Origin of the sequence: Cobetia sp. UIB-001 (genome assembly GCF_044789135.1) — a bacterium.
GTDB classification, from domain to species: Bacteria; Pseudomonadota; Gammaproteobacteria; order Pseudomonadales; family Halomonadaceae; genus Cobetia; species Cobetia amphilecti.
Genome location: NZ_CP058244.1, coordinates 295885 through 317327, shown reverse-complemented (window position 1 = coordinate 317327; position 21443 = coordinate 295885). Strand labels below are relative to the sequence as shown.

Below are 21443 nucleotides of genomic sequence, written 5' to 3'. Positions count from 1 at the left end.
ACGCCTGCTTCTCGCTGTTGGCTTCACCGCTTCTTGCTTCTCGCTTTTGGCTTCACCCTCAAGGAAATCGCCATGACTGACCTGCCTGCCATGCCACCGCTGCCGGAAAATCGTCCCGTGCCGGGTCTCTACCGCCACTACAAGGGCGCGCAGTACGAAGTGATCGGCACCAGTCGCCACAGCGAGACCGAAGAGCTGCTGGTGGTCTATCGTGCTCTTTATGGTGAATGTGGGCTGTGGGTGCGTCCGCTGAGCATGTTCATGGAGAACGTCGAGATCCAGGGCGAGCCGGTGCCACGCTTCGCGCTGATCTCGGCGTGGTCCTGCTGACCCGCGGCCTTGCCGCACCCACATCCTGACCGACCAGACAGGTACATGCCGCCTGTCGGTCGCGGTGCTATACTGCGCCGCTTGTTTTTCCAGACATACGCATTGAGCCGCTTGCGGGCATGATCTGCCCGCGCGGCTCGGCCACGCCCACACAGCGCACTGCCCGGCACGTCTGGCAGGCACTGTGAGCTGGTTCATACCACGTCAAGAGCGGAGGAAGCATGAGCGCACTGGTTGGTGTCATCATGGGATCAAAATCGGATTGGGCGACCATGTGCCATACGGTCGAAACCCTGGAAGCGCTGGGGATCGAACACGAGGTCAAGGTCGTCTCTGCCCATCGCACGCCCGACCTGCTGTTCGACTATGCCGATACCGCTGCCGAGCGTGGCCTTGAGGTCATCATCGCCGGTGCCGGTGGCGCGGCGCACCTGCCGGGCATGTGTGCCGCCAAGACCTGGCTGCCGGTGCTGGGCGTGCCGGTGCAGTCCAGCATGCTGTCAGGTGTCGATTCCCTGCTCTCCATCGTGCAGATGCCCGCCGGCATCCCCACCGGCACGCTGGCCATCGGCCGCGCCGGTGCCGTGAATGCCGCGCTGCTGGCCGCCAGCCAGCTGGCCAACAAGTACCCGGCCATTCGCACCGCGCTGATCAACTTCCGTGCCGAGCAGACCGACCGTGTGCTCGACAACCCGGACCCGCGCCCCGACGCACCCAGCCTGTCCCACGGAGGCGAGTAAGCCATGAGCCAGCCGTTCCGCTTCGGTATCGTCGGCGGCGGTCAGCTGGGCCGCATGTTGGCTCAGGCCGGCGCCGCCCTGAATGCCCGCTTCACCTTCCTTGATCCTTCGGATTCGCCCTGCGGTCGCGTCCACGGTCATCATCTCTGCGCCGATTGGCAGGATGATGCGGCCCTGACGCAGCTGGTGGCGGCCTCTGACGCCATCACCTTCGAGTTCGAGAACGTGCCGGCGGACGCCGTCGCGCGTCTGGCAGCCGAGCGCCCGACCTTCCCGCCGGCTGGCGCCCTGGATACCGCGCGTGACCGCTGGAGCGAGAAGTCGCTGTTCATGCGTCTGGGCATCGAGGTGCCGCCGCTGGCGCTGGTCGACAGCCAGGCGGACTTTGAAGCGGGTGTCGCGACCATCGGTCTGCCCGCCGTGCTCAAGACACGTACGCTGGGCTATGACGGCAAGGGCCAGAAGGTGCTGCGCGAGATGGCCGACGTCGCCGACACCTTCGCCGAACTCGGCAGCGTGCCGCTGATCCTGGAAGGCTTCATCGCCTTCGATCACGAAGTCTCGGTGATCGCGGTACGCGGTCGCGATGGCGAGACGCGCGCCTGGCCGCTGTCGCGCAATGAACATCGCAGCGGCATCCTGCACTGCTCCACGCCGCTCGACTCCCACGGCCTGCAGGCCGAAGCCGAGGCGGCTGCCTTCAAGGTGATGCACGAACTCGACTATGTCGGCGTGATGGCCTTCGAATTCTTCGTCGTCAAGGACGCCGATGGCAGCGAGCGCCTGCTGGCCAACGAGATCGCACCGCGTGTGCACAACTCGGGGCACTGGAGCATCGAAGGCGCCGTCACCAGCCAGTTCGAGAATCACCTGCGTGCCGTCGCCGGCATGCCGCTGGGCGAGACCGCACTGCTCACGCCCTGCGCGATGCTCAACATCATCGGCCGCATGCCGGAACGTGACGCCGTGCTCGCCATCCCCGGCGCGCGTCTGCACGACTACGGCAAGGCGCCGCGTGCGGGGCGCAAGATCGGCCACATCACGCTGCTGGCCGCCGACAAGGCGAGCCTCGACGCCCGCATCGCGGCTGTCGAAGCGCTGCTGGTCAATGAACTGGGCAAGTAAGCCGGTTCTGCGCCACTGAAGACAAAACGCCCCCGCTGCCATCGGCAGCGGGGGCGTTTTCGTTTCGGCACGGCTCAGCGAGCCGCCACGGAATCAGTCGATCTCGTGGTGGATCTGCTTCTGCAGGTAAAGCTCGATGCCGACCTTCTCGATCAGGCCCAGCTCGGTCTCCAGGTGATCGATGTGCTCTTCCTCGTCGTCGAGGATCTTGCGGAACAGGTCACGCGAGGTGTAATCGCGAACCTGCTCGGCGTAGGCGATCGCTTCCTTCAGATCGCCATGTGCCTGGTGCTCCAGCGCCAGATCGCACTCGAGCATTTCCTTGGTGTTCTCGCCGATGCGCAGCTTGCCGAGGTCCTGCAGGTTGGGCAGACCTTCCAGGAACAGGATGCGCTCGATCAGGGTGTCGGCGTGACGCATCTCTTCGATGGACTCGTCGTATTCCCACTTGGCCAGGCGCTTGAGGCCCCAGTCCTTGTACATGCGCGCATGCAGGAAGTACTGATTTATGGCGACCAGTTCGTTGGCCAGTATGGTGTTGAGATGCTCGATGATCTTGGGATCGCCTTTCATGTCGCCATTCCTCTCTTGTCAGGGTTGCTGCTTGCGTCAGGTTCTGTGCTGCGCCTGATGACGGCATGCATCAGCCGCAGCGCGGGCACGTCAGGCGTGCCCTATCGGTCAGGTGCGGCAAGTATGGCGCAAAAACATGAATTTTTCGAGACATACCAACAAGTTATCGACTTTTAGGCGCAAATGGGAAGGATTGGTATCCGCGTTGTCATGTGGCGGCTGACGCCGGATTGCCTGGCGCCCATACGAAAACGCCCGCCGCCCGGTCTTGAGACCAGGTGGCGGGCGTCAGGCAAGCGAGCACTTGCCGGGAGTCGACGAGAACGGATCACGCAACAATGGACAGCGCGGCGACTGGAGTGTCAGTCGCCGACAGGCGAGCCTGGGCTCGAGCCTGCATCACACCGCGTAGGCGAGATCCTCTGCCGGCATCATTTCACGCGCGACCGCTTCGCGAGTGATGGTCTTGGCCATGCAGGCACATTTGCCGCACTGAGTCGCGCAGCCGGTCTGCTCACGGACTTCGCGGAAGCTGCGCGCTCCCTGTTCCACGACTTCGCGGATCTTGTGGTCTGACACACCTTTGCACAGACAGACGTACATGGCTCACCTCGCTCACTCCAAGTGAGACAAATGTAAATGATTCGCAGAAACATGCGCAACACCTGACTGCAAAAAATTCTCATTCACACGTTATATCAAATACTTAGCGAGGCGATTTCTGGCCGGTTTACGGTTGCGGAACACACGATGTCATAAGCAGGCCACATCAGCCTCACAAAGCCATTGCCGTGGGGAAAGCCAGCGCCGTATAAAGAATGATGGCCCGTGGCTGACAGAAAGGTAGGGTTGCGATTTCACACGAGGCCGCTAGTATGTATAACGATTTTTTATGCAATTCGAAAAACAATCGCACCAAAACATAATGAGTCATCGCTAGCCGATCACTCAGGCGGGTCACTCGAACGCAGCCCAGCTGAACGCAGCCCAGCTCCTCGCTCACGGGAAGCGCCGCGTCACGATGCAGGCAAATGACTGCCACGCCCCGCCAGGCAATCAGGAAAGAACATGAACAGGACACTGCAAGAGATTCCGTCGCTCCGCCTCCTCATGGCCATGACCCGCATCGGCATGCCGATGATGGGCGCCATGCTGAAGCCGTGACCGGCCTGAATCCGTCTGCTGTTGCCCTATCTGCCGATTTCCGAACGCCAATCCGCAAGGAGCCCGATATCATGTCAGTACAACTCGCCACCGCCGATCATCACGCCACGTCCCACCTGCCACTTGATCTGGACGCCGTCCGCGACGCCGGCAGCTGCTTCGGTGACCACCACCGTCTGCCGCTGACCCCGCTGCTGCGCAATCTCTATCGTGAAGCCCGCCGTGAAGGCCTGGTGGATGAGCATTGCAACGCGCGTGAACTGATGAGCCATATCGCTCTGCCCCATGACCACGTGGTCACCCAGGAAATTTCCGACCGCGTCTGGCGCTACAACGTCGGTTACTCCAACACCGGCGAGAGCGCGGAACAGGGCGACCTGAGCGCGGCGCTGGACTCCCTGAACGAGCGCACCCTGGATGAGCCGCTGCCGGGCGCCCTGCAGCGCCTGACCGAATCCTGGCTGTACCTGCCGGGCGAGCTGGAAAGCCCGCGCCAGGCCAGCGCCGACGTGCTGTGGCTCGACAAGCAGGGCCGTGCTCGCTACCGCCTGGATCAGGCGCGCCACTGGTTCGCCACCCTGCGCGATGAAGCCGTCGACATCGATGGCTGGCTGGCATGGCGCCTGACACACCTGCCGCTGACCAGCGCGCCGGTGCTCGATACCGTCAGCGCCTTCACGCGTCTGGCGCGCCTCGATCACGATGGCCAGCGCCCGATCGGTCAGCTGTCCTTCGTGCGCTATCGCGAGGGCGTGCGCCTGGAAGGCATGGGTACCGCGGTGATCGACCTGCCGCGCGAGCTGCCCGAGACGGCGGCACAGGAAGACAGCCTGGTGGTGTCACGCACCAGTGTGGAGCGCATCATCACGCGCCTGGATGGCCTGCTGGGCGTCTGATCACCCCCTGCACTCGCGGAAAACACAACGCCCCGCCAGTCGATGACTGGCGGGGCGTTTTTTTATCTGATTGAGATCACGTCTGGCTGAGATGACTTCTGGATGAGCTCACTGCTTTCCTGCATGGCGCACGCGCCAGAGGCTCCCTATTGGTGCCTCACTCGCGCCGCGGCTTGGGCAGCACCACCACGCGAGTGCCGGAGGCGATGTCCTGCCAGCTGCGCTGCTCAGGGTCCCACAGCTGCCAGACGTACCCCAGCCCGCAGGCGCCCAATGACAGCCCGGCAACCACAAAGCGTATCAGGCACTGCTGCAGCGTCGGGACATGGCCCTGTGGCGTCTCGATGCGCAGTCGCCAGGCCTGCATGCCCAGCGTCATGCCACTGCGACTCCAGCAGCCGCCGAAGAAGGCGAACATCGCCACCAGCAACAGACTGCGGAACAGCGGTGACTGATTGGCCTCACCGCCATTGACGGCGACGCCGATGAAGCCCAGCACGATCAACAACGCCATCACGAGGAAGGCGTCATAGACCACGCCGCCCAGACGCCGCATCAGGCCCGCAGGGCGCGCTCCCTGCGGGTCGAGACGGCGGCGAGAGTGCGGGGCGCCCCTAGCCACTGCGCCGGATCAGCAGCAGGCCGATCACGTAACAGGCCAGCATCGGCGCCAGCACCGCCCAGATGGGCGCGAAGCCGAACACCACCGAGGCCGGGGCGAGCAGGTCCTGCAGATACTTGAACAGCAGGCCGACCACGATGCCGTAGAAGACCCGTGTCCCCGCCGCCACCGTGCGCAAGGGCCCGAAGACGAAGGAGGCGGCCACCAGCACCAGCGCCGCCAGTGTCAGCGGCTGCAGAATCTTCTGCCAGAAGTAGAGCAGCGGCTGATTGGCCGACAGCCCCTGGTCCTGCAGGTAGCGGGAATAGCGCCACAGGTCGGAGGCTGACTGCTGCTTGGGGTCGCTGATGACCAGCTTGAGCAGGTCCGGCGTCAGCTGGGTGTCCCACTCGCGGGTCTCCTGCTGAGCCACCGTGGTGGCGCTCGGCTCGCCATCCTGGGACTCGAAGGTGGTGGTCTGCACCGCCTCCAGCGTCCAGCCATCGCTCTCCCAGACGGCGCGCCTGGCGTAGAGCGCCTGGGTCAGATGGCGCTCGTCATCGAAGCGATAGCGGGTGACGTTGAGCACCACATCATCGCTGCGAATCGAGCCGAATCGGTAGTAGTCGTTGCCCTCGCGCTGCCAGCCGCCACCCTCGGCATAGACGGCGCCTGCGCCCTGCTGCTTCTCGGCGCGCCAGGCGTCGGCCTGCAGTTCGGTGACGGGGGCGACGTATTCACCGACCGCCATGGTGATGGCGATGACCAGCCCCAGCGGCTTCATCACGCCCCACAGAATGCGCGTCAGTGAACGACCGGCGGCGCGCATGATGGTCAGCTCATTGCTCGAGGCCATGCTGCCCAGCCCGATCAGGGCGCCCAGCAGTACGCCGACCGGCACGAATTCGTAGAAGCGCGACGGCAGACGCATCAGCAGATAGAGGAGCACTTCAAAGGCGCCGTAGTCGCCTTTCACATCCCCCAGATCATTGATGTAGGTGATCATCAGGTCGAGCCCGAGAATCAGTACCTGCACTACCAGCATGGCCACCAGCACATTGCGGGCGATGTAACGGTCGAGACGATCAAGCAGCATCAGCGGCCACCTCCGCGGTTGTCGCGCCAGCTCAGCCAGATGCCGAGCGCCAGATAGACGCCGTGAATGGGCCACAGGCCGATGGCGGCCGGGTACTTCTCGGATGCGACGGCATTCTGCGCCGCGATCAACAGGCTGAGATAGGTGATGTGCACGAAGATGGCCGGCAGCAGACGCGCGAAACGCCCCTGACGCGGATTGACGCGTGCCAGCGGCAGGCCGATCAGCATCAGGATCGGCACCATCAACGGCAGCGAGATGCGCCACTGCAGCTGGGCCTTGGCCTCCGGGAGATCGGAAGCCCAGAGCTGCGCCGTGGTCGCAAGCTCGATGTCTTCCTTGAGGGCCGCGGCGTCCTGGCCCTCGGTGATGCGCACGCCGTAGCGATCAAAGCCCAGTCGCTGGGCGATCGCCTTGCCGGGCTCCACCCCGTAGCGCGTACCGTCGCTCAACACCAGATAGCGACTGCCGGTCTCGGGGCTGACTTCCTGGAAGGCACGCTCGGCGCGCACCACCGATTGGCTCGGTTCGCTGTCGGGCGTGCTGGCGGCATTGCTGTCACCTGCCTCGGCGATGAAGACGTTTTCCAGCTCGCTGTTGTCATCGCTCATGCTCTCGGCATAGACGGTGCGATTGCCGATCTCCTGGAAGCGTCCCGCACCGAGAATCGAGAAGTCGGTCTTCTGCTTCTGCTGCTCGAGCAACAGCTCATTCTTGAGCGCGCCGGCAGGCGTCAGATAGAGGCTGCAGGCCGCGACCAGCGCCGTGATCAACAGCGCCGGCAGCAGGGTGACCCGCAGCAGGCGCTCCGGGCCGACGCCACAGGCGACCAGCACGGTGATCTCGCTGTTCATGTACAGCTGACCGAAGGCCAGCAACACGGCGAGGAAGAAGGACAGCGGCAGCAGCAGTTCGAAGAAACCCGGCAGGTGATAGAGCATCAGGCTGCCGAGAATCGACGCCGGGAAATCCCCCTCCGCCGCATCACTGAAATAGCGGATGAATCGGCTGCCCATGATGACAAGCATCAGCACCCCGGCCACGGCGGCCATGGTGGTGAGTATCTCGCGTGTCAGGTAGCGGAAGATGATCAAGTGGAACTCCTGTTTCCCGCTCGCAAGCGAGCGTGTTGACCAGATCGATGATAGCCGGTGGAGGAATGGTCGTGATCACATGAAGGCATCATCCCCCTCATGCATGGTGCGCAGCCTTTGCGTACACTGGCGGCACGGGTCTGAAGACTGGACGGGAGCGGCTCCCCCTCATGCAGCAGCATTATCCAGAAAGGATGCTGCCTTGTCGCGGCTGCAGGCATTGCACGTGGACAGCCTGACATGATGGACTGCCCTCACTCGTGCATGCCAGCTCAGCTTGTCATGAGCGGTCTGCGCCCCCATCCAGACCATGACCCCGATGTCGCCGCGAGCCGGGCACGCCTGGCCTGACGACATCCTTCATCCTTGTACTGTTCATCTTCGTACCCTCACTCGCGCGCGTGGAGTTGCCATGGAATTTCCTGTAGTCACTGCCAATCCGGCCCAGCTTGAAACCGCCTGCATCGTGGTACCTGTCATCGAGGGCGACCTCACCGGTGCTGCGGCACGACTCGACGATGCCAGCGAGAAGCTGATCTCCCAGCTGATCGAGCGCGGCGACTTCAAGCCCGAGCTCGGCAATACCCTGCTGGTGCCCTTCGCTCCGGGCCTCGGCGCTCAGCGCCTGCTGCTGGCCGGTTTCGGCAGTGAGGAAAAGCTCGACGAAAGCCGTTACAAGCGTGGCCTCGATGCCGCTATGACTGCCCTGCTCAAGCTGCCCATCGAAGACGCGGCCTTCGCTGGTCTCGAGCTGAATCTCGAGCTGCGTGAGGCTGACTGGATGGCGCGCATGATCGCCGAGAGCGCACTGCGCACTGCCTATCGCTTCACCGAGATGAAGAGCAAGCCGGGTGAGCCCGTCTCTCTGACCCGCCTGAGCGTGGTTAGTGCCGACAAGCAGCGTCAGGCCGAACTGGAAGCCGGCCTGCGCGTCGGTGCCGCCATCGGCATGGGCGTCAATGAAGCGCGCACGCTGGGCAATCTGCCGGGCAACATCTGCACGCCGCGCTACCTGGGCGAGCGTGCCGAGCAACTGGGTGCCGCCTCCGATGGCGCCCTGAAAGTGACCGTGCTCGGCGAGGAAGAGCTCGAGGAGCTCGGCGCCCTGTCCCTGCTGTCGGTCGGCCGCGGCAGTGAAGAGCCGAGCCGCCTGATCGTGATGGAATACCGCGGCGCGGAAGACGAGAACGAAGCCCCGCACGTGCTGGTCGGCAAGGGCATCACCTTCGATACCGGCGGCATCTCGCTCAAGCCGGGCGCCGGCATGGACGAGATGAAGTACGACATGGGCGGCGCGGCCAGCGTGTTCGGCACCATGCGCACCGTGCTGGAACTCAAGCCCAAGCTCAACGTGGTGGCCATCGTGGCCAGCGCCGAGAACATGCCGGACGGCCGCGCCACCAAGCCGGGCGACATCATCAAGACCCTGAAGGGTCTGACCGTCGAAGTCCTCAACACCGACGCCGAAGGCCGTCTGGTGCTGTGCGATGCACTGACCTACGCCGAGCGCTTCGAGCCGGCCAGCGTCGTCGACATCGCCACCCTGACCGGCGCCTGCGTCATCGCGCTGGGCAATCACGCCACCGGCCTGATCTCCAACGATGATGACCTGGCGCTCGACCTGCTCGACGCCGGCGAAGAAGCCTGGGACCGCGCCTGGCACATGCCGCTGTGGGACGAATATCAGACGCAGCTGGATTCCAACTTCGCCGACATCGCCAACATCGGCGGTCGCGAAGCCGGCATGATCACCGCAGGTTGCTTCCTGTCACGCTTCGCGGACACCTTCCCGTGGGCGCATCTGGACATCGCCGGCACCGCCTGGATGTCCGGCAAGCAGAAAGGCGCCAGCGGCCGCCCGGTGGGCCTTCTGACCCAATACCTGCTGGATCGCGAAGCGGAACTCAGCGCCCCGCAGGAAGAGACCGTCTGAGGCTTCGCATGCTCTCGATAGCGTGCTAGCGTTGAGACACGCGGGTCGCGACGCCACTCGGCACCGCTGACCCGAGAGGTCCTATAAAAATGATTCGACCCCCGGCGTTCCGCGTCGGGGGTCTCGCTGCTACGGAGACACCCACGTGACCAAAGGCTTCGACGTCCGCGCGTCCACGCAACCGGCGGATGCTGCCGTTCGTGACACCATTCTGGCCAATCCCGGCTTCGGCCGTCACTTCAGCGATCACATGGCCCATGTACGCTGGACCGCCGACGGCGGCTGGCACGGCCATGAAGTCCGCCCCTACGGCCCGCTGAGCCTCGACCCCGCCGCCTCGGTACTGCACTACGCCCAGGAAATCTTCGAAGGCATCAAGGCCTACCGTCATGAAGACGGCTCGGTGTGGACCTTCCGCCCCGAGAAGAACGCCGCACGTTTCCGCAACTCCGCCCGCCGTCTGGCACTGCCGGAGCTGTCCGACGAGGACTTCGTCGGCTCGCTCAAGGCCCTGCTCGCGCAGGACAGCGCCTGGGTGCCGACTCCGGCCAGCGTCAGTGACGAATGCAGCCTCTATCTGCGTCCGTTCATGATCGCCAGCGAAGCCTTCCTCGGCGTGCGTCCGTCGCGTGAAGTCGATTACTACGTGATCGCCTCACCGGTGGCGGCCTACTTCAAGGGCGGCATCAAGCCGGTCTCCATCTGGCTGTCCTCGCACTACAACCGTGCGGCCGCCGGCGGTACCGGTTTCGCCAAGTGTGGCGGCAACTACGCGGGTTCACTGGCCGCGCAGAGCGAAGCTTCCGCCAATGGCTGTGACCAGGTCGTGTTCCTGGACGCCGCCGAGAACAAGTGGGTCGAGGAACTGGGTGGCATGAACCTGTTCTTCGTCTTCAAGGACGGCCGTCTGGTCACGCCGCGCCTGACCGGCACCATTCTGGAAGGTGTCACCCGTGACTCCATCCTGACCCTGGCGACCGATCTGGGCCTGACGCCGGAAGAGCGCCCGATCAGCATCGACGAGTGGCGTGAAGGCATCGCCTCCGGCGAGATCACCGAGGTGTTCGCCTGCGGCACCGCCGCCGTCATCACCCCGGTGGGCGAGCTGGTCAGTGAAGAAGGTCGCCTCGACCTGACCGCCAACGCCGGCGATGTCGCCATGCGTCTGCGCAGCCAGCTGCTGGATCTGCAATATGGTCGCGCCGAAGACACGCGTGGCTGGATGACTCGTCTGGCATAAGTGCACGGACATAAGTGCACGGACATAAGTGCGCTGACATTAGTGCACGGGAACAAGCCCTCGAGCCCGCCCCTGTGGCTTGAGGGATGACCGAAACCCCAAGGCCCGCCTCGCAAGAGGCGGGCCTTGGGGTTTCTGGCGCACGGATATCTGACTGCGGAAAGACATCACGGAATGCAGGCTGCATCGAAGCCGCGCGGCGAGTGCGGTATCCTGAGCGCTCGAGAATTCCTTGCCCGAGCGGTGCCCATGACCCAGATCGACTTCTACATCCTGCCCGACACCACGCTGGAAGCCCGGCTGGAATTCGCCTGCCGGCTGGCCGAGACCATCCACGCCAAGGGCTTTCGCCTGCATGTGCATGTCGAGGACGAGGCGATGGCGCGCCAATTCGATGAGCATCTGTGGCAGTTCCGCCCGGAAAGCTTCGTGCCCCATGCGCTGGATATCGATCTCGACATGGCCGCCCGCGAGGCCGAACACGCCGATGACGTGCCGCGCCCGCCGGTCACCATCGGCTGGCAGGACGCCCCGGCGCCGGGTATCGAGGCGCTGCTCAACCTGCACCCCGAGATTCCCGAGTGGTTCTCACGCTTCGAGCGCGTCGCCGAGATCATCAATCAGCATCAGGATGTGCTGGTGACCAAGCGCGAATGCTGGCGCACCTACAAGTCGCGCGGTTATGCCGTGCGCTCGCATCAGCTCAAGGGCGTCAGCTGAGCGACACGCCATGCGTCAGCGGTCCGTATCGCAGGCACGCTGGAAGCTGACCATCAGATGCGTCATCCAGCGCTCGATATCGTCCATGCCGGGCGGACTTTCACCACTGTCGAAGAAGGCCTCGGGCAGGCCGCCTGCGGCCTCGCTGGCGTCACGCTCCCCGATACGCACGGCCCACAACGGCAGTTCGCGCGGCATGCGCTGGATCTCGGCGAACAGCGCCGCCACGTTCATGTCCGGCACATCGCCGAAGATGACCAGACACGGGCTGACATCTCGCACCAGGCGCAACGCCTGGGCCGCACTGCTGGCGATGATGATCTCCAGATTGGCGACGTGACTGCCGATCACCTCGAGGCGCAGACGGTCCTGCGCCCGCGTGCTGATCACCAGCCAGCGACAGGGCACCGGCAGCACCTTCTCCGCCGACCACGCCGCCTGAACGACGCGCTCATGGGCACTGACATCCGCCAGCGGCAACCAGACCCGGAAGCTGGCGCCCTCGCCCAGTTCGCCCCGCGCCGTGATGTCACCGCCCATGCGGCGGGCGAGCTCTCGCGACAGCGCCAACCCGAGCCCGGTGCCCTCGATGCCTGAATCTTCACGCCCCAGACGCGAGAACGGCTGGAACAGCTGGACCGCCTGCGCGGAATCAAAGCCGAAGCCGCCATCGGTGATTTCCACCCAGCCCATCTCCACTCCGCTGGCATTGCGCTCCTGGCCGATGGCCAGACGAATCCAGCCCCCCTCGCGGTTGTACTTGATGGCATTGCCCATCAGGTTGCCGAGAATCTGATCCAGACGGCGCTGGTCGGCATTCAGCCACAGTGACTCGCCTTCCAGTGCCAGTGACAGCGTCAGGTTGGCACTCTCCAGGCGCGGCTGATATTGCCCCGCCAGCCGGATCAGTTTCTGGCCCACCGAGAGAGGTTGGCAATCCAGCGGCAGGTCACCGGCTTCCAGACTCGACATCTGCAGCACGTCCTCGATCAGCGCCGACAGCTGTGCCGCCGCATGACTGGCCTCATCCACGTAGCGGCGCTGCTCGCGGGTCAGGTCGGCTTCCTCGCAGAGCAGATCCGTGAAGCCCATGATGGCGTTGAGCGGGGTGCGAATCTCGTGACTGAAACTCGAGAAGAAACGCGACTTGGACTGGCTGGCCTCGGTGGCACTGTCGCGGGCCGCCTCCAGCAGCTTGAGTGACTGCTTGTGGCGCTGGATGTCCAGCGCAAGCCCGGTGGCGCGCTGAGGCCGGCCCTCATGATCACGCCGGGTGATCTGGCCGCGAATCTGCACCCAGACCCAGTGACCACGCGCATGCCGATAGCGCACGTCGCGCGCCTCGGCCCAGCTCTCACCGTGCATGACTCGCCAGCGCGCCTCGAGCAGACCGACGAGGTCTTCCGGGTGCATCATGGCGTCAAGGTCCGCCAGATGCATGCTGGCGCGGACCGGCAGCCCCAGCATCAGGAAGAAATTCTCGTGCAGGTAGAGATCGTCCTGATCGAAGTCATAGCGCCAGGTGGCATCGCCGGAGGCCGCCATCACCATCTCGACGTGCCGCGCACCTTCGGCGCGTTCAAGCTCGATCTGGTCGCGCCGCTGGGCCGCTTCGCGCAGCGCCTCACCGGCCTGGTCCAGCTCCTGGAGCTGGAAGCGCTCGCGCACCACGGGCTGGCCGCGACCGATGCGCAGCGCCATGTCGCTGAGGCGTGCCAGTGATTCGGACAGGGTGGCCGCCATGGCTTCGGCCCGCCACCGCATCACTACCAGCAGGGCGAAGAAGAACAGAATCAGCCCCACCAGCATCACGTAGCCCAGCTGATTGAAGCGCTCATTCCAGATATCGATGCCGCTGTTGACCTGCTGCGCATCCACCACCGCCAGCAACCGCCAGTCGGTGCCCGGCACCGATTGCCAGCCGACCAGCCGCTCACCGGCGAGCAAGGAAACGCTGCGCACGCCCTGCGCCTCATCCGAGATGCTGCGCAGCAGGTGCGCCATGGCCGGGGAGTTCTCGACATCATGCGCCGTATCGAGGAAGCGATCGTGCAGCAGCGGCATCGGCACCACTTCAGGGTCGGGCTGGGGGCCGAAATCCTGCTCGCCGACACTCGGCATGGCCATTACGACATCGTCACTCACCAGAATCAGATAGGCGCCCCAGGGCAGCTCGGCATTCTCGAGCCGCTCGACCAGAGAATCGAGGGTGACGTCGATGCCGACCACGCCTTCGAGGAAGTCGCCGCGATGGACCGGCATCAGCGTCGAGACCAGCCAGCCGCTGCCGACCGGGTCCTGGTAGGGCGGCGTGATGACGGCGCCACGGCTCGGGTTGTTGCGGTCATCCGCCAGGTAGTAGAAGCCGTAGCTGGTGAGGTCGACGCCGGGCGTGAAGATGTTGCGGGTATCGGTCCACGGCGATATGCGGAAGTAGCCGTCGTAGCCGGAGAACCAGATCTGGCGCAGCTCGGGTTGCGTGGCGAGCATGTCCGACACCTGGGCATCCATTGCCGAGAGGCGCACCACCTTGTCGTGGTCCTGCAGATAGCTGGGCACCAGCGAGGAGTAATAGGAGCCGGCGCCACCATCGTTCTCGGCGACGTACAGGGTGCCGTCGCCCGCGCTCATGTGGCGCTGCAGCTCCTGCTCGCGCTGGCGGGCCGTCACGGGGGTGTCCATGTGACGCAGAGTGCTGCGCGCCAGCTGGCGGGCATCACTGCGCCAGTCGTCCGCCAGCAGGCTGATGTGCTCTGCCTCGTAATGGGTCAGCTGCTCGAGCTGGGTATTCACCAGCTCACTGCGCGTGGAGTCCTGCTGCCCGGAGACCAGCCAGTGCAACACCAGATAGCAGCCCAGCAGCGCCACCTCGAGCACCAGCAATGGCACCAGCGCATGACGCAGCAGTTCATGCCAGACCCAACGACGTGTCGGACGAGGGGCACCGTCCGTGGGGCGAGGCTTGGACATTGCGGCTCCGCGAGCGTGAGAGAATGGGAAGTGTGCGAGGCGGCAAGCCTCGGCTCATGAGGTCGCAACAGGATACGGCATCAGTGCGTGGATGTTGCCTGCTTTGTGAAAACAGCGTCTGCCAGACGCCATGAGGGCCTGCCCGCCAAGACCGAATGACGCCCGTCATCAGCGGCGCTATAATCGAGCCCATTTTCTGCCTGCGCTGACCGCTCCTTGAGCCGGCGCGGGACGCCCCGCCCAACCGGATCAATGCAGACCCATGGACAAGACCTACCAACCGAACGCCATCGAGACGCGCTGGTACGAGCGCTGGGAATCCGACAACCGCTTTGCGCCGTCAGGCCAGGGCGAGAGCTTCTCATTGGTCATCCCGCCGCCCAACGTCACCGGCTCCCTGCACATGGGCCACGCCTTCCAGGATTCCATCATGGACACCCTGGTCCGCTGGCGCCGCATGCAGGGTCGCAACACCCTGTGGCAGGTAGGCACCGACCACGCCGGTATCGCCACCCAGATGCTGGTCGAGCGCAAGGTCGCCGCCGAAGAAGGCAAGACCCGCCATGACCTCGGCCGCGAAGCCTTCACCGACAAGATCTGGGAGTGGAAGGAAGAGTCCGGCGGCAACATCACCCGCCAGCTGCGTCGCATGGGCACCAGCATCGACTGGAAGCGCGAGCGCTTCACCATGGATGACGGCTTCTACAAGGCGGTGCAGGAAGTCTTCGTGCGCCTGCACAAGGAAGACCTGATCTACCGCGGCAAGCGTCTGGTCAACTGGGACCCGACCCTGCACACCGCGATTTCCGATCTCGAAGTCGAGAACCGCGATCAGCAGGGCAGCTTCTGGCACTTCCGCTACCCGCTGGCCGATGGCGTCAAGACCGCCGATGGCAAGGACTACGTCATCGTCGCCACCACGCGCCCGGAAACCCTGCTGGGTGACACCGGCGTGGCCGTCAATCCCAAGGATGAGCGCTACGCAAGCCTGGTCGGCAAGTTCATCGAGCTGCCGCTGGTCGGCCGTCGCATCCCCATCGTCGCCGATGAACACGCCGATATGGAAAAGGGCTCCGGTTGCGTCAAGATCACCCCGGCCCACGACTTCAATGACTACGAAGTCGGCAAGCGTCAGGGCCATCTGCTGATCAACGTGATGAGCCAGGATGCCACCATCCTGCAGCGCGCCGAGATCTATGACCTCCAGGGCCGTCCGCAGCCCCAGGAAGACGCCAGCCTGCCGGCCGCCTACGCCGGTCTGGATCGCTTCGTCGCCCGCGAGAAGCTGGTCGCCGACATGGACGCGCTGGGCCTGCTGGAGCAGGTCGAGGCCGTCAACAACACCCTGCCGCACGGTGACCGCTCCGGCGATGTCATCGAGCCGCTGCTGACGGACCAGTGGTTCGTGGCCGTCGAGGAGCTGGCGCGTCCGGCCATCGAAGCGGTCGAGAACGGCGACATCGAGTTCGTGCCCAAGAACTACGAGAACATGTACTTCGCGTGGATGCGTGACCTGCAGGACTGGTGCATCTCGCGTCAGCTGTGGTGGGGCCACCGCATTCCGGCCTGGTACGACAACGACGGCAACGTCTACGTCGGCCGCAATGAAGAAGAAGTCCGCGCCGAGAACAACCTGGGTGCCGACGTCGAACTGCGTCAGGACGAAGACGTCCTCGACACCTGGTTCAGCTCCGCGCTGTGGACCTTCGGCACCCTCGGCTGGCCGGCGGACACGGAAGAACTCAAGACCTTCCACTCCACCGACGTGCTGGTCACCGGCTTCGACATCATCTTCTTCTGGGTGGCGCGGATGATCATGTTCACCCTGAAGTTCAAGGGTGAAGTGCCGTTCCGCAAGGTCTACGTGCATGGTCTGGTGCGTGACAGCCTCGGTCAGAAGATGTCCAAGTCCAAGGGCAACGTGCTCGATCCCATCGACCTGATCGACGGCATCGGCATCGAGGAGCTGGTCGAGAAGCGTACCGGCAACATGATGCAGCCGAAGAAGGCCAAGGCGATCGCCAAGGCCACGCGCAACGAGTTCCCGGAAGGCATCGAGCCTCACGGTACCGATGCCCTGCGCTACACCCTGCTGTCACTCGCCTCCACCGGGCGTGACGTGAAGTTCGACATGGGCCGTCTCGATGGCTATCGCAACTTCTGCAACAAGCTGTGGAATGCGGCGCGCTACGTGCTGATGAATGCCGAGGACCAGGATTGCGGCGTCAACGGCGAAGCCGTCGAACTGTCGCTGGCCGATCGCTGGATCATCGCGCGCCTGCAGCAGACCGAGCAGCAGGTCACCCGCGCGCTGGAAGAGTTCCGCTTCGACCACGCCTCCCAGGCGCTCTACGAGTTCATCTGGAACGAGTACTGCGACTGGTATCTGGAGCTGTCCAAGCCGGTTCTGTGGGACGACAACGCCAGCATCGAAGCCAAGCGCGGCACGCGTCGCACCCTGGTGCGCGCCCTCGAGACCATCCTGCGCCTGATCCACCCGATGATGCCGTTCATCTCCGAGGAGATCTGGCAGCGTATCGCACCGCACGCCGGCAAGCCGGTGGAGGGCGAGAGCATCATGAGCCAGGCGTGGCCGCAGGCCGAAGCCGACCGGATCGATGAGCAGGCCATCCGCGATATCGAGTGGCTGAAAGGCATCATCATCGCCATCCGCAACGTGCGCGGCGAGCTCAACCTGTCACCGGCCAAGCCGCTGGAAGTCTTCCTGCAGAACGGCGCGGCTGGCGATGCCGAGCGTCTGGAAGCCAACCGCCTGTTCCTCTCCAAGCTGGCACGTCTGGAAAGCATCACCTTCCTGGCGGCAGGCGACGAAGCCCCGATGTCCGCCATCCAGCGCGTCGGTGAGCTGGAAGTGCTGGTGCCGATGGCAGGCCTGATCGACAAGGAAGCCGAGCTCAAGCGCATCGACAAGGAGCACGAGAAGCAGCAGAAGGTCATCACCGGCCTCGAGAACAAGCTCGGCAACGAGAAGTTCGTCGGTCGTGCACCGGCTGATGTGGTCGAGAAGGAGCGTGCCAAGCTGGCCGACGCCCAGGCGGAACTTGCGCTGCTGGAAAGCCAGCGCGTCAAGATCGAAGCGCTGTAAGTCACGCACGCGCTTCACGCAAGCAAAAGCCCCCTGCACCGAACGGTGCAGGGGGCTTTCTCGTTTCTGGCAGCCCGCTCGCGAAGCGCCCTCACAAGCGCGCCGAGCAATTACTCGGCGGGGCCTTCCAGCGGCATGAAGGTCGCCAGCAGATAGCCGGTGTCATCCATCACGCGCAGCCGAGCGCTCTCCCCACTGCCGGTGATCTGGTAACTGGCCACATCCTCGAGCATGCGATTGAAGGCGTTGGACTGCTCGGGGTTGGGACACATCTTCATGGTCGAGGCCAGCGGGCCGATATCCAGCGTCTGACGCGACTCATCCAGCACCACCGGCCCCATCAGGCGGTTGCAACCATTGCTGCCGACCAGACGCAGACGGTCGTCCTCCTCGTCTGCCAGCTGCTGCTGACTGGGGGGCTGCAGCAGGAAGTTGGCGGCCTCTTCACTGGCATCCGTGGCGGAGAAACTCCATTGGGTGCCCACCAGGGCAGGAGCAGCGGCACCCGATGAGTCACTGCCCTGCGGATGCTGTGTCATGGCCGCGCAGCCAGCCAGCAAGGAGATAGCGAACCCCACGGAGGTATAACGCGATAGACGACGCACGGTAATGGACATGGATGACTCCTGTGGCGCCCGCCAGTGGCATTGCCGGCAACGGCAATCACCCGGCAGACGGAGAGAACGGTGGGTAAGGAACGGACATGACAGCAAGGGTAGCGATCATGCGCACGGCTGTCATGAACGACAGGCCCTCACGCCATGCGCCTGAGTGTCACCTGCCGGACTACCGCCGGCTTGCCAGCAGCGCGATGGACGCAACCATCTGTCCACCTCGCCAACTTTGAAAACAGTGTTTTCAAAGCGGAGCCTGCTCTAGAATTTCGACCAGATCGCCACTCCGCGTCGCCTGTCTCGAGTCCTCTGGCCAGCGAGCTACCGACCTGAGTGCGCCTGTCCCGACATGAGCCCTGCAGAGCTGACACGACATGACTCCCGCCGCCCCCGACAGTCCTTCCATGCACGCCGCTGATACTGCGTCTTCACAGCGAGTCAGTGGTTCGCAGCAGGCTCCGCACGTGCAACCCTCGCCCCCGCCCCGCTCGCACAGGTCGCACAGGGCGCAGACGGGATTCAACCTGCGACGACTGGTGCTCCTGAATGCGCTCGGTGTGGCGCTGCTGGCGTGCTGGTGGATACCGGCGCTGGATTTCTGGCCCACCCTCGACCGCGATGTCTTCTGGGACTTCAACCAGTTCATCACACCGCTCAACCCGCACTGGGACACGCTGCTCGGCATTCTGAACACGCGCGCCTTCGACGCCGTGGCCTTCGCCATGATGGGGGTATTGTTCTGCTGGGCGATGCTCACTGATCAGCAGCCTGCCCGCTATCGCCGCTGGACCAGCATCGGCATCACCATGCTGCTGACGGCGGGCCTGCTCTCGCTGTTCGTGCTGCGCGCCATCAGCTATGGCCATGCCAGCCCGACGCGCTTCTTCAGCCACGCACAGCATCTCTCCGAGCTGGTGTCCTTCAAGACCAAGGATTCGGCGTCGAACAGCTTCCCGGGGGATCACGGCCTGATGCTGATGGTATTCGCGAGTTTCATGCTGGCCTTCGCACCGCGCCGCATCGCCCTGTGCAGCCTGGCGTTCGTGGTACTGCTGAGCGCTCCGCGGATCATGGTCGGCGCTCACTGGTTCAGCGATGTCTATCTGGGCTCGCTCAGCATTGCACTGATCGCGTTGCCCTGGGTGCTGTGCACACCACTGGCGACCACCGTTGCCCGTGGCATGGAAAACGCGCTGACCCGATTCAAGCAGCGCTCCTGAAGCAGCATTCGTGAACCTGCATTCAAGAACCTGAACTCAGGTCAGCCGACGAGGGGTGTCCGCGAGAAAGGGCTGGAGTCCTTGTGGTGCCGCTTTCCCTGGCGGTCATCCTCCTTGTCGCGAGCGCCCTCCTCCACGGCCTCAGCCTTGCCAAGCCCGCTACCGCCATTCCCGGGGGGCGGAGGGCTGGCATCGGCCGTGGCAAGGCCTGTCATCTCGTGTTCCCCACCGGCCACCACCTGATCACGTCCATTGTGCTTGGCGTGATACAACCGCCTGTCGGCCAGCTGCATCAGCTCATCCAGCGAATCGACCTCATGACTGATGGCAACGCCGATGGAAACCGTGACCGGTACCGGCGTGCCGGCGAAGGCCGGAGGAGACTTGGCCAGCAGGGAGCGCATGCGCCCCGCCACGGAAATGGCTTCGGAACGCCCGATACGCGGCAACAGCACCAGGAATTCCTCGCCACCGACGCGTCCGGCGCGATCGCCCTGACGCAATGTGGCCGTCAGCAGACGGCCCAGATGACGCAGCACTTCATCTCCGACGGCATGCCCATGCAGGTCATTGACGCGCTTGAAGTTGTCCGCATCCAGCATCAAGACCGCACAGGGCACTCCGTCACGCCACCAGTCCTCGGCGTGGCGCAATATCTGGCGGCGATTGAGCAATTCGGTCAACTCATCACGACTGGCATCTTTCAGATACTGGCGCTCGAAGTGTTCGGTAAGCGCCAGCATGCGCCACAGGAAGGTGACCATCATCAGGAAGACCGCGAACAGATTGGTCGATTGCAGCACCCAGACCGACAGGACGCCGCCCTCATGCAGGACTGGCGAGACCATCAGCGCCGAGACAGCCGCCATGAACAGCATCAGTGTCGTCACCACTCGAATGCGCGGCGCCAGCGGGGCCAGGTGGATGCCGGCCATCACGATGAAGAAATAGTACTCATAGCCCGCCGAGAGCCCGAAGCAGAAAACCGAGAGCCAGGCCATCAGCGTCAAGGCGCTCATCATCAGGGCCAGACCCAAGGTCAGCTGATGCGCCCGGTGCAGCATCACGCCCAGCACGGACACGAGCGCCATGATGCCGCTGGCGAATGCCAACCGCGACTCGTTGAAGAGAGTGAAGAAGGGAACCCACACCACGAAGAGGCCCATCAGCATCAGATAGACCCAAAGATAGGCATGGTAGAAACGACGATGCTCCACGGCGAGCAATCGTGGTTCATGACGTAGCCAGGTGCTTATGACTCTCGGCATCAGGCAATCCTTGCCAGCTAGGCAGTGTCCGCGTGGCGGTCCCTCACGCGACTCCAGAAGGTGCAACATCGCGTCAGGCGGGCAGCAAGAGAAAGGAAGAAGGTATAGCTGCCTGCCGCGATGGCACTCCACAAAGGCCGAGCACGACATGTCACACATCATGCTACGGGGCTTATGAACTTCATTACATCATAAGCCCTGCTGGGCGATGCACCAGTCATAATTCGGCTATTGCGTTGCCTGGATGCGACGCTTACGCACACGTCAACCTGCGGCCTTGCTTGCTTACCAGCTGCCCGTGTTGCTCATGGAGGCCCAGGGTTCCTGCGGCGCAAGGGCGTCACCGGCCTGCAGCAGCTCCAGCGAAATCCCATCCGGGCTCTTCACGAATGCCATGTGGCCGTCACGCGGCGGGCGATTGATGGTCACGCCGTTGTCCATCAGATGCTGACAGGTGGCGTAGATATCCTCGACGCGATAGGCCAGATGGCCGAAGTTGCGCCCACCTTCGTATTCTTCCGGGTCCCAGTTATGGGTCAGTTCCAGCATCGGCGCCTGCATCTCGCGGGCACGTTCGGCATCCTGCGGGGCTGCCAGGAAGATCAGCGTGAAGCGGCCCTTCTCGGAATCCTTGCGCGAGATCTCGACCATGCCGAGCAGGTCACGGAAGAAATGCAGTGAAGCGTCGACATCACGGATACGCAGCATGGTGTGCAGATATTGCATGGATCACTCTCTTGAACGGTGGTTGAG

General features: G+C 64.0%; 18 protein-coding genes. 9 read left to right on the top strand and 9 right to left on the bottom strand.

Going from position 1 to position 21443, the window contains the following annotated elements; all coding sequences use genetic code 11:
• Window positions 1-72 precede the first annotated feature (72 nt).
• The 3 genes from HA399_RS01425 to HA399_RS01415 all read left to right on the top strand — a co-directional run bounded on the left by HA399_RS01425 (window position 73) and on the right by HA399_RS01415 (window position 2195).
• Window positions 73-330, top strand: a complete 258-nt coding sequence (locus HA399_RS01425) for a DUF1653 domain-containing protein (RefSeq protein ID WP_225347491.1) — start codon at window positions 73-75, stop codon at window positions 328-330.
• 221 nt (window positions 331-551) lie between these two features.
• A complete protein-coding gene (purE, locus tag HA399_RS01420) occupies window positions 552-1070 on the top strand; it encodes a 5-(carboxyamino)imidazole ribonucleotide mutase (RefSeq protein WP_043333193.1) in 519 nt (172 codons plus the stop codon).
• 3 nt (window positions 1071-1073) lie between these two features.
• Entirely contained in the window at window positions 1074-2195 is a 1122-nt protein-coding gene (locus HA399_RS01415; RefSeq protein WP_404325790.1) for a 5-(carboxyamino)imidazole ribonucleotide synthase, read from the top strand.
• 93 nt (window positions 2196-2288) lie between these two features.
• On the opposite strand, the gene bfr is transcribed toward HA399_RS01415, so the two are convergent.
• The gene (bfr, locus tag HA399_RS01410; protein WP_043333195.1) at window positions 2289-2768 is read right to left on the bottom strand and encodes a bacterioferritin; all 480 of its coding nucleotides are present in this window, start codon (window positions 2766-2768) and stop codon (window positions 2289-2291) included.
• Window positions 2769-3167: 399 nt separating this feature from the next.
• Entirely contained in the window at window positions 3168-3371 is a 204-nt protein-coding gene (locus HA399_RS01405; protein WP_043333196.1) for a bacterioferritin-associated ferredoxin, read from the bottom strand.
• A gap of 632 nt (window positions 3372-4003) precedes the next feature.
• On the opposite strand from HA399_RS01405, the gene HA399_RS01400 reads away from it, so the two are divergent.
• Window positions 4004-4828, top strand: a complete 825-nt coding sequence (locus HA399_RS01400) for a hypothetical protein (RefSeq protein WP_404325789.1) — start codon at window positions 4004-4006, stop codon at window positions 4826-4828.
• A gap of 157 nt (window positions 4829-4985) precedes the next feature.
• Here the strand turns inward: HA399_RS01400 and HA399_RS01395 are convergent, their stop codons facing one another.
• The 3 genes from HA399_RS01395 to lptF are packed head-to-tail and all read right to left on the bottom strand — an operon-like array spanning window position 4986 to window position 7619.
• The gene (locus HA399_RS01395; RefSeq protein WP_235506925.1) at window positions 4986-5450 is read right to left on the bottom strand and encodes an RDD family protein; all 465 of its coding nucleotides are present in this window, start codon (window positions 5448-5450) and stop codon (window positions 4986-4988) included.
• Window positions 5443-6525, bottom strand: coding sequence for an LPS export ABC transporter permease LptG (gene lptG / locus HA399_RS01390; protein ID WP_213113694.1), 1083 nt, complete (start codon window positions 6523-6525; stop codon window positions 5443-5445). The genes HA399_RS01395 and lptG overlap by 8 nt, the downstream gene beginning before the upstream one ends.
• Entirely contained in the window at window positions 6525-7619 is a 1095-nt protein-coding gene (gene lptF / locus HA399_RS01385) for an LPS export ABC transporter permease LptF (protein ID WP_082388186.1), read from the bottom strand. The genes lptG and lptF overlap by 1 nt, the downstream gene beginning before the upstream one ends.
• Before the next feature lie 412 nt (window positions 7620-8031).
• Between lptF and HA399_RS01380 the strand changes: the two genes are divergently transcribed.
• The 3 genes from HA399_RS01380 (at window position 8032) to HA399_RS01370 (ending at window position 11512) form a co-directional block, all read left to right on the top strand.
• On the top strand, window positions 8032-9552 hold the full coding sequence (locus HA399_RS01380) for a leucyl aminopeptidase (RefSeq protein WP_043333204.1): 1521 nt from the start codon (window positions 8032-8034) through the stop codon (window positions 9550-9552).
• 145 nt (window positions 9553-9697) lie between these two features.
• The gene (locus HA399_RS01375) at window positions 9698-10792 is read left to right on the top strand and encodes a branched-chain amino acid aminotransferase (protein WP_192838659.1); all 1095 of its coding nucleotides are present in this window, start codon (window positions 9698-9700) and stop codon (window positions 10790-10792) included.
• Between the two features lie 249 nt (window positions 10793-11041).
• Window positions 11042-11512, top strand: a complete 471-nt coding sequence (locus tag HA399_RS01370; protein ID WP_043333207.1) for a DNA polymerase III subunit chi — start codon at window positions 11042-11044, stop codon at window positions 11510-11512.
• A gap of 15 nt (window positions 11513-11527) precedes the next feature.
• On the opposite strand, the gene HA399_RS01365 is transcribed toward HA399_RS01370, so the two are convergent.
• The gene (locus tag HA399_RS01365; protein WP_404325787.1) at window positions 11528-14482 is read right to left on the bottom strand and encodes an ATP-binding protein; all 2955 of its coding nucleotides are present in this window, start codon (window positions 14480-14482) and stop codon (window positions 11528-11530) included.
• Between the two features lie 262 nt (window positions 14483-14744).
• Between HA399_RS01365 and HA399_RS01360 the strand changes: the two genes are divergently transcribed.
• Entirely contained in the window at window positions 14745-17588 is a 2844-nt protein-coding gene (locus HA399_RS01360) for a valine--tRNA ligase (protein WP_404325785.1), read from the top strand.
• 110 nt (window positions 17589-17698) lie between these two features.
• On the opposite strand, the gene HA399_RS01355 is transcribed toward HA399_RS01360, so the two are convergent.
• Entirely contained in the window at window positions 17699-18205 is a 507-nt protein-coding gene (locus HA399_RS01355) for an META domain-containing protein (protein WP_404325783.1), read from the bottom strand.
• A gap of 533 nt (window positions 18206-18738) precedes the next feature.
• Here HA399_RS01355 and HA399_RS01350 point away from each other — a divergent pair.
• Window positions 18739-19422 carry a phosphatase PAP2 family protein gene (locus HA399_RS01350; RefSeq protein ID WP_404325782.1) on the top strand — a complete coding sequence of 228 codons (684 nt, stop codon included), beginning with the start codon at window positions 18739-18741 and terminating at the stop codon, window positions 19420-19422.
• A gap of 41 nt (window positions 19423-19463) precedes the next feature.
• Here HA399_RS01350 and HA399_RS01345 read toward each other — a convergent pair whose 3' ends face one another.
• Both HA399_RS01345 and HA399_RS01340 read right to left on the bottom strand, forming a co-directional pair.
• Entirely contained in the window at window positions 19464-20690 is a 1227-nt protein-coding gene (locus HA399_RS01345) for a diguanylate cyclase (protein ID WP_404325781.1), read from the bottom strand.
• 285 nt (window positions 20691-20975) lie between these two features.
• Window positions 20976-21416 carry a VOC family protein gene (locus HA399_RS01340; protein ID WP_043333215.1) on the bottom strand — a complete coding sequence of 147 codons (441 nt, stop codon included), beginning with the start codon at window positions 21414-21416 and terminating at the stop codon, window positions 20976-20978.
• Between the last annotated feature and the right edge of the window lie 27 nt (window positions 21417-21443).

Excerpts from the sequence above, each read along its gene's own strand:
- HA399_RS01425 (WP_225347491.1), top strand. The coding sequence starts at position 73 with ATGACTGACCTGCCTGCCATGCCACCGCTGCCGGAAAATCGTCCCGTG.
- purE (WP_043333193.1), top strand. The coding sequence starts at position 552 with ATGAGCGCACTGGTTGGTGTCATCATGGGATCAAAATCGGATTGGGCG.
- HA399_RS01415 (WP_404325790.1), top strand. The coding sequence starts at position 1,074 with ATGAGCCAGCCGTTCCGCTTCGGTATCGTCGGCGGCGGTCAGCTGGGC.
- bfr (WP_043333195.1), bottom strand. The coding sequence starts at position 2,768 with ATGAAAGGCGATCCCAAGATCATCGAGCATCTCAACACCATACTGGCC.
- HA399_RS01405 (WP_043333196.1), bottom strand. The coding sequence starts at position 3,371 with ATGTACGTCTGTCTGTGCAAAGGTGTGTCAGACCACAAGATCCGCGAA.
- HA399_RS01400 (WP_404325789.1), top strand. The coding sequence starts at position 4,004 with ATGTCAGTACAACTCGCCACCGCCGATCATCACGCCACGTCCCACCTG.
- lptG (WP_213113694.1), bottom strand. The coding sequence starts at position 6,525 with ATGCTGCTTGATCGTCTCGACCGTTACATCGCCCGCAATGTGCTGGTG.
- HA399_RS01380 (WP_043333204.1), top strand. The coding sequence starts at position 8,032 with ATGGAATTTCCTGTAGTCACTGCCAATCCGGCCCAGCTTGAAACCGCC.
- HA399_RS01370 (WP_043333207.1), top strand. The coding sequence starts at position 11,042 with ATGACCCAGATCGACTTCTACATCCTGCCCGACACCACGCTGGAAGCC.
- HA399_RS01365 (WP_404325787.1), bottom strand. The coding sequence starts at position 14,482 with ATGTCCAAGCCTCGCCCCACGGACGGTGCCCCTCGTCCGACACGTCGT.
- HA399_RS01360 (WP_404325785.1), top strand. The coding sequence starts at position 14,745 with ATGGACAAGACCTACCAACCGAACGCCATCGAGACGCGCTGGTACGAG.
- HA399_RS01355 (WP_404325783.1), bottom strand. The coding sequence starts at position 18,205 with ATGTCCATTACCGTGCGTCGTCTATCGCGTTATACCTCCGTGGGGTTC.
- HA399_RS01345 (WP_404325781.1), bottom strand. The coding sequence starts at position 20,690 with ATGCCGAGAGTCATAAGCACCTGGCTACGTCATGAACCACGATTGCTC.
- HA399_RS01340 (WP_043333215.1), bottom strand. The coding sequence starts at position 21,416 with ATGCAATATCTGCACACCATGCTGCGTATCCGTGATGTCGACGCTTCA.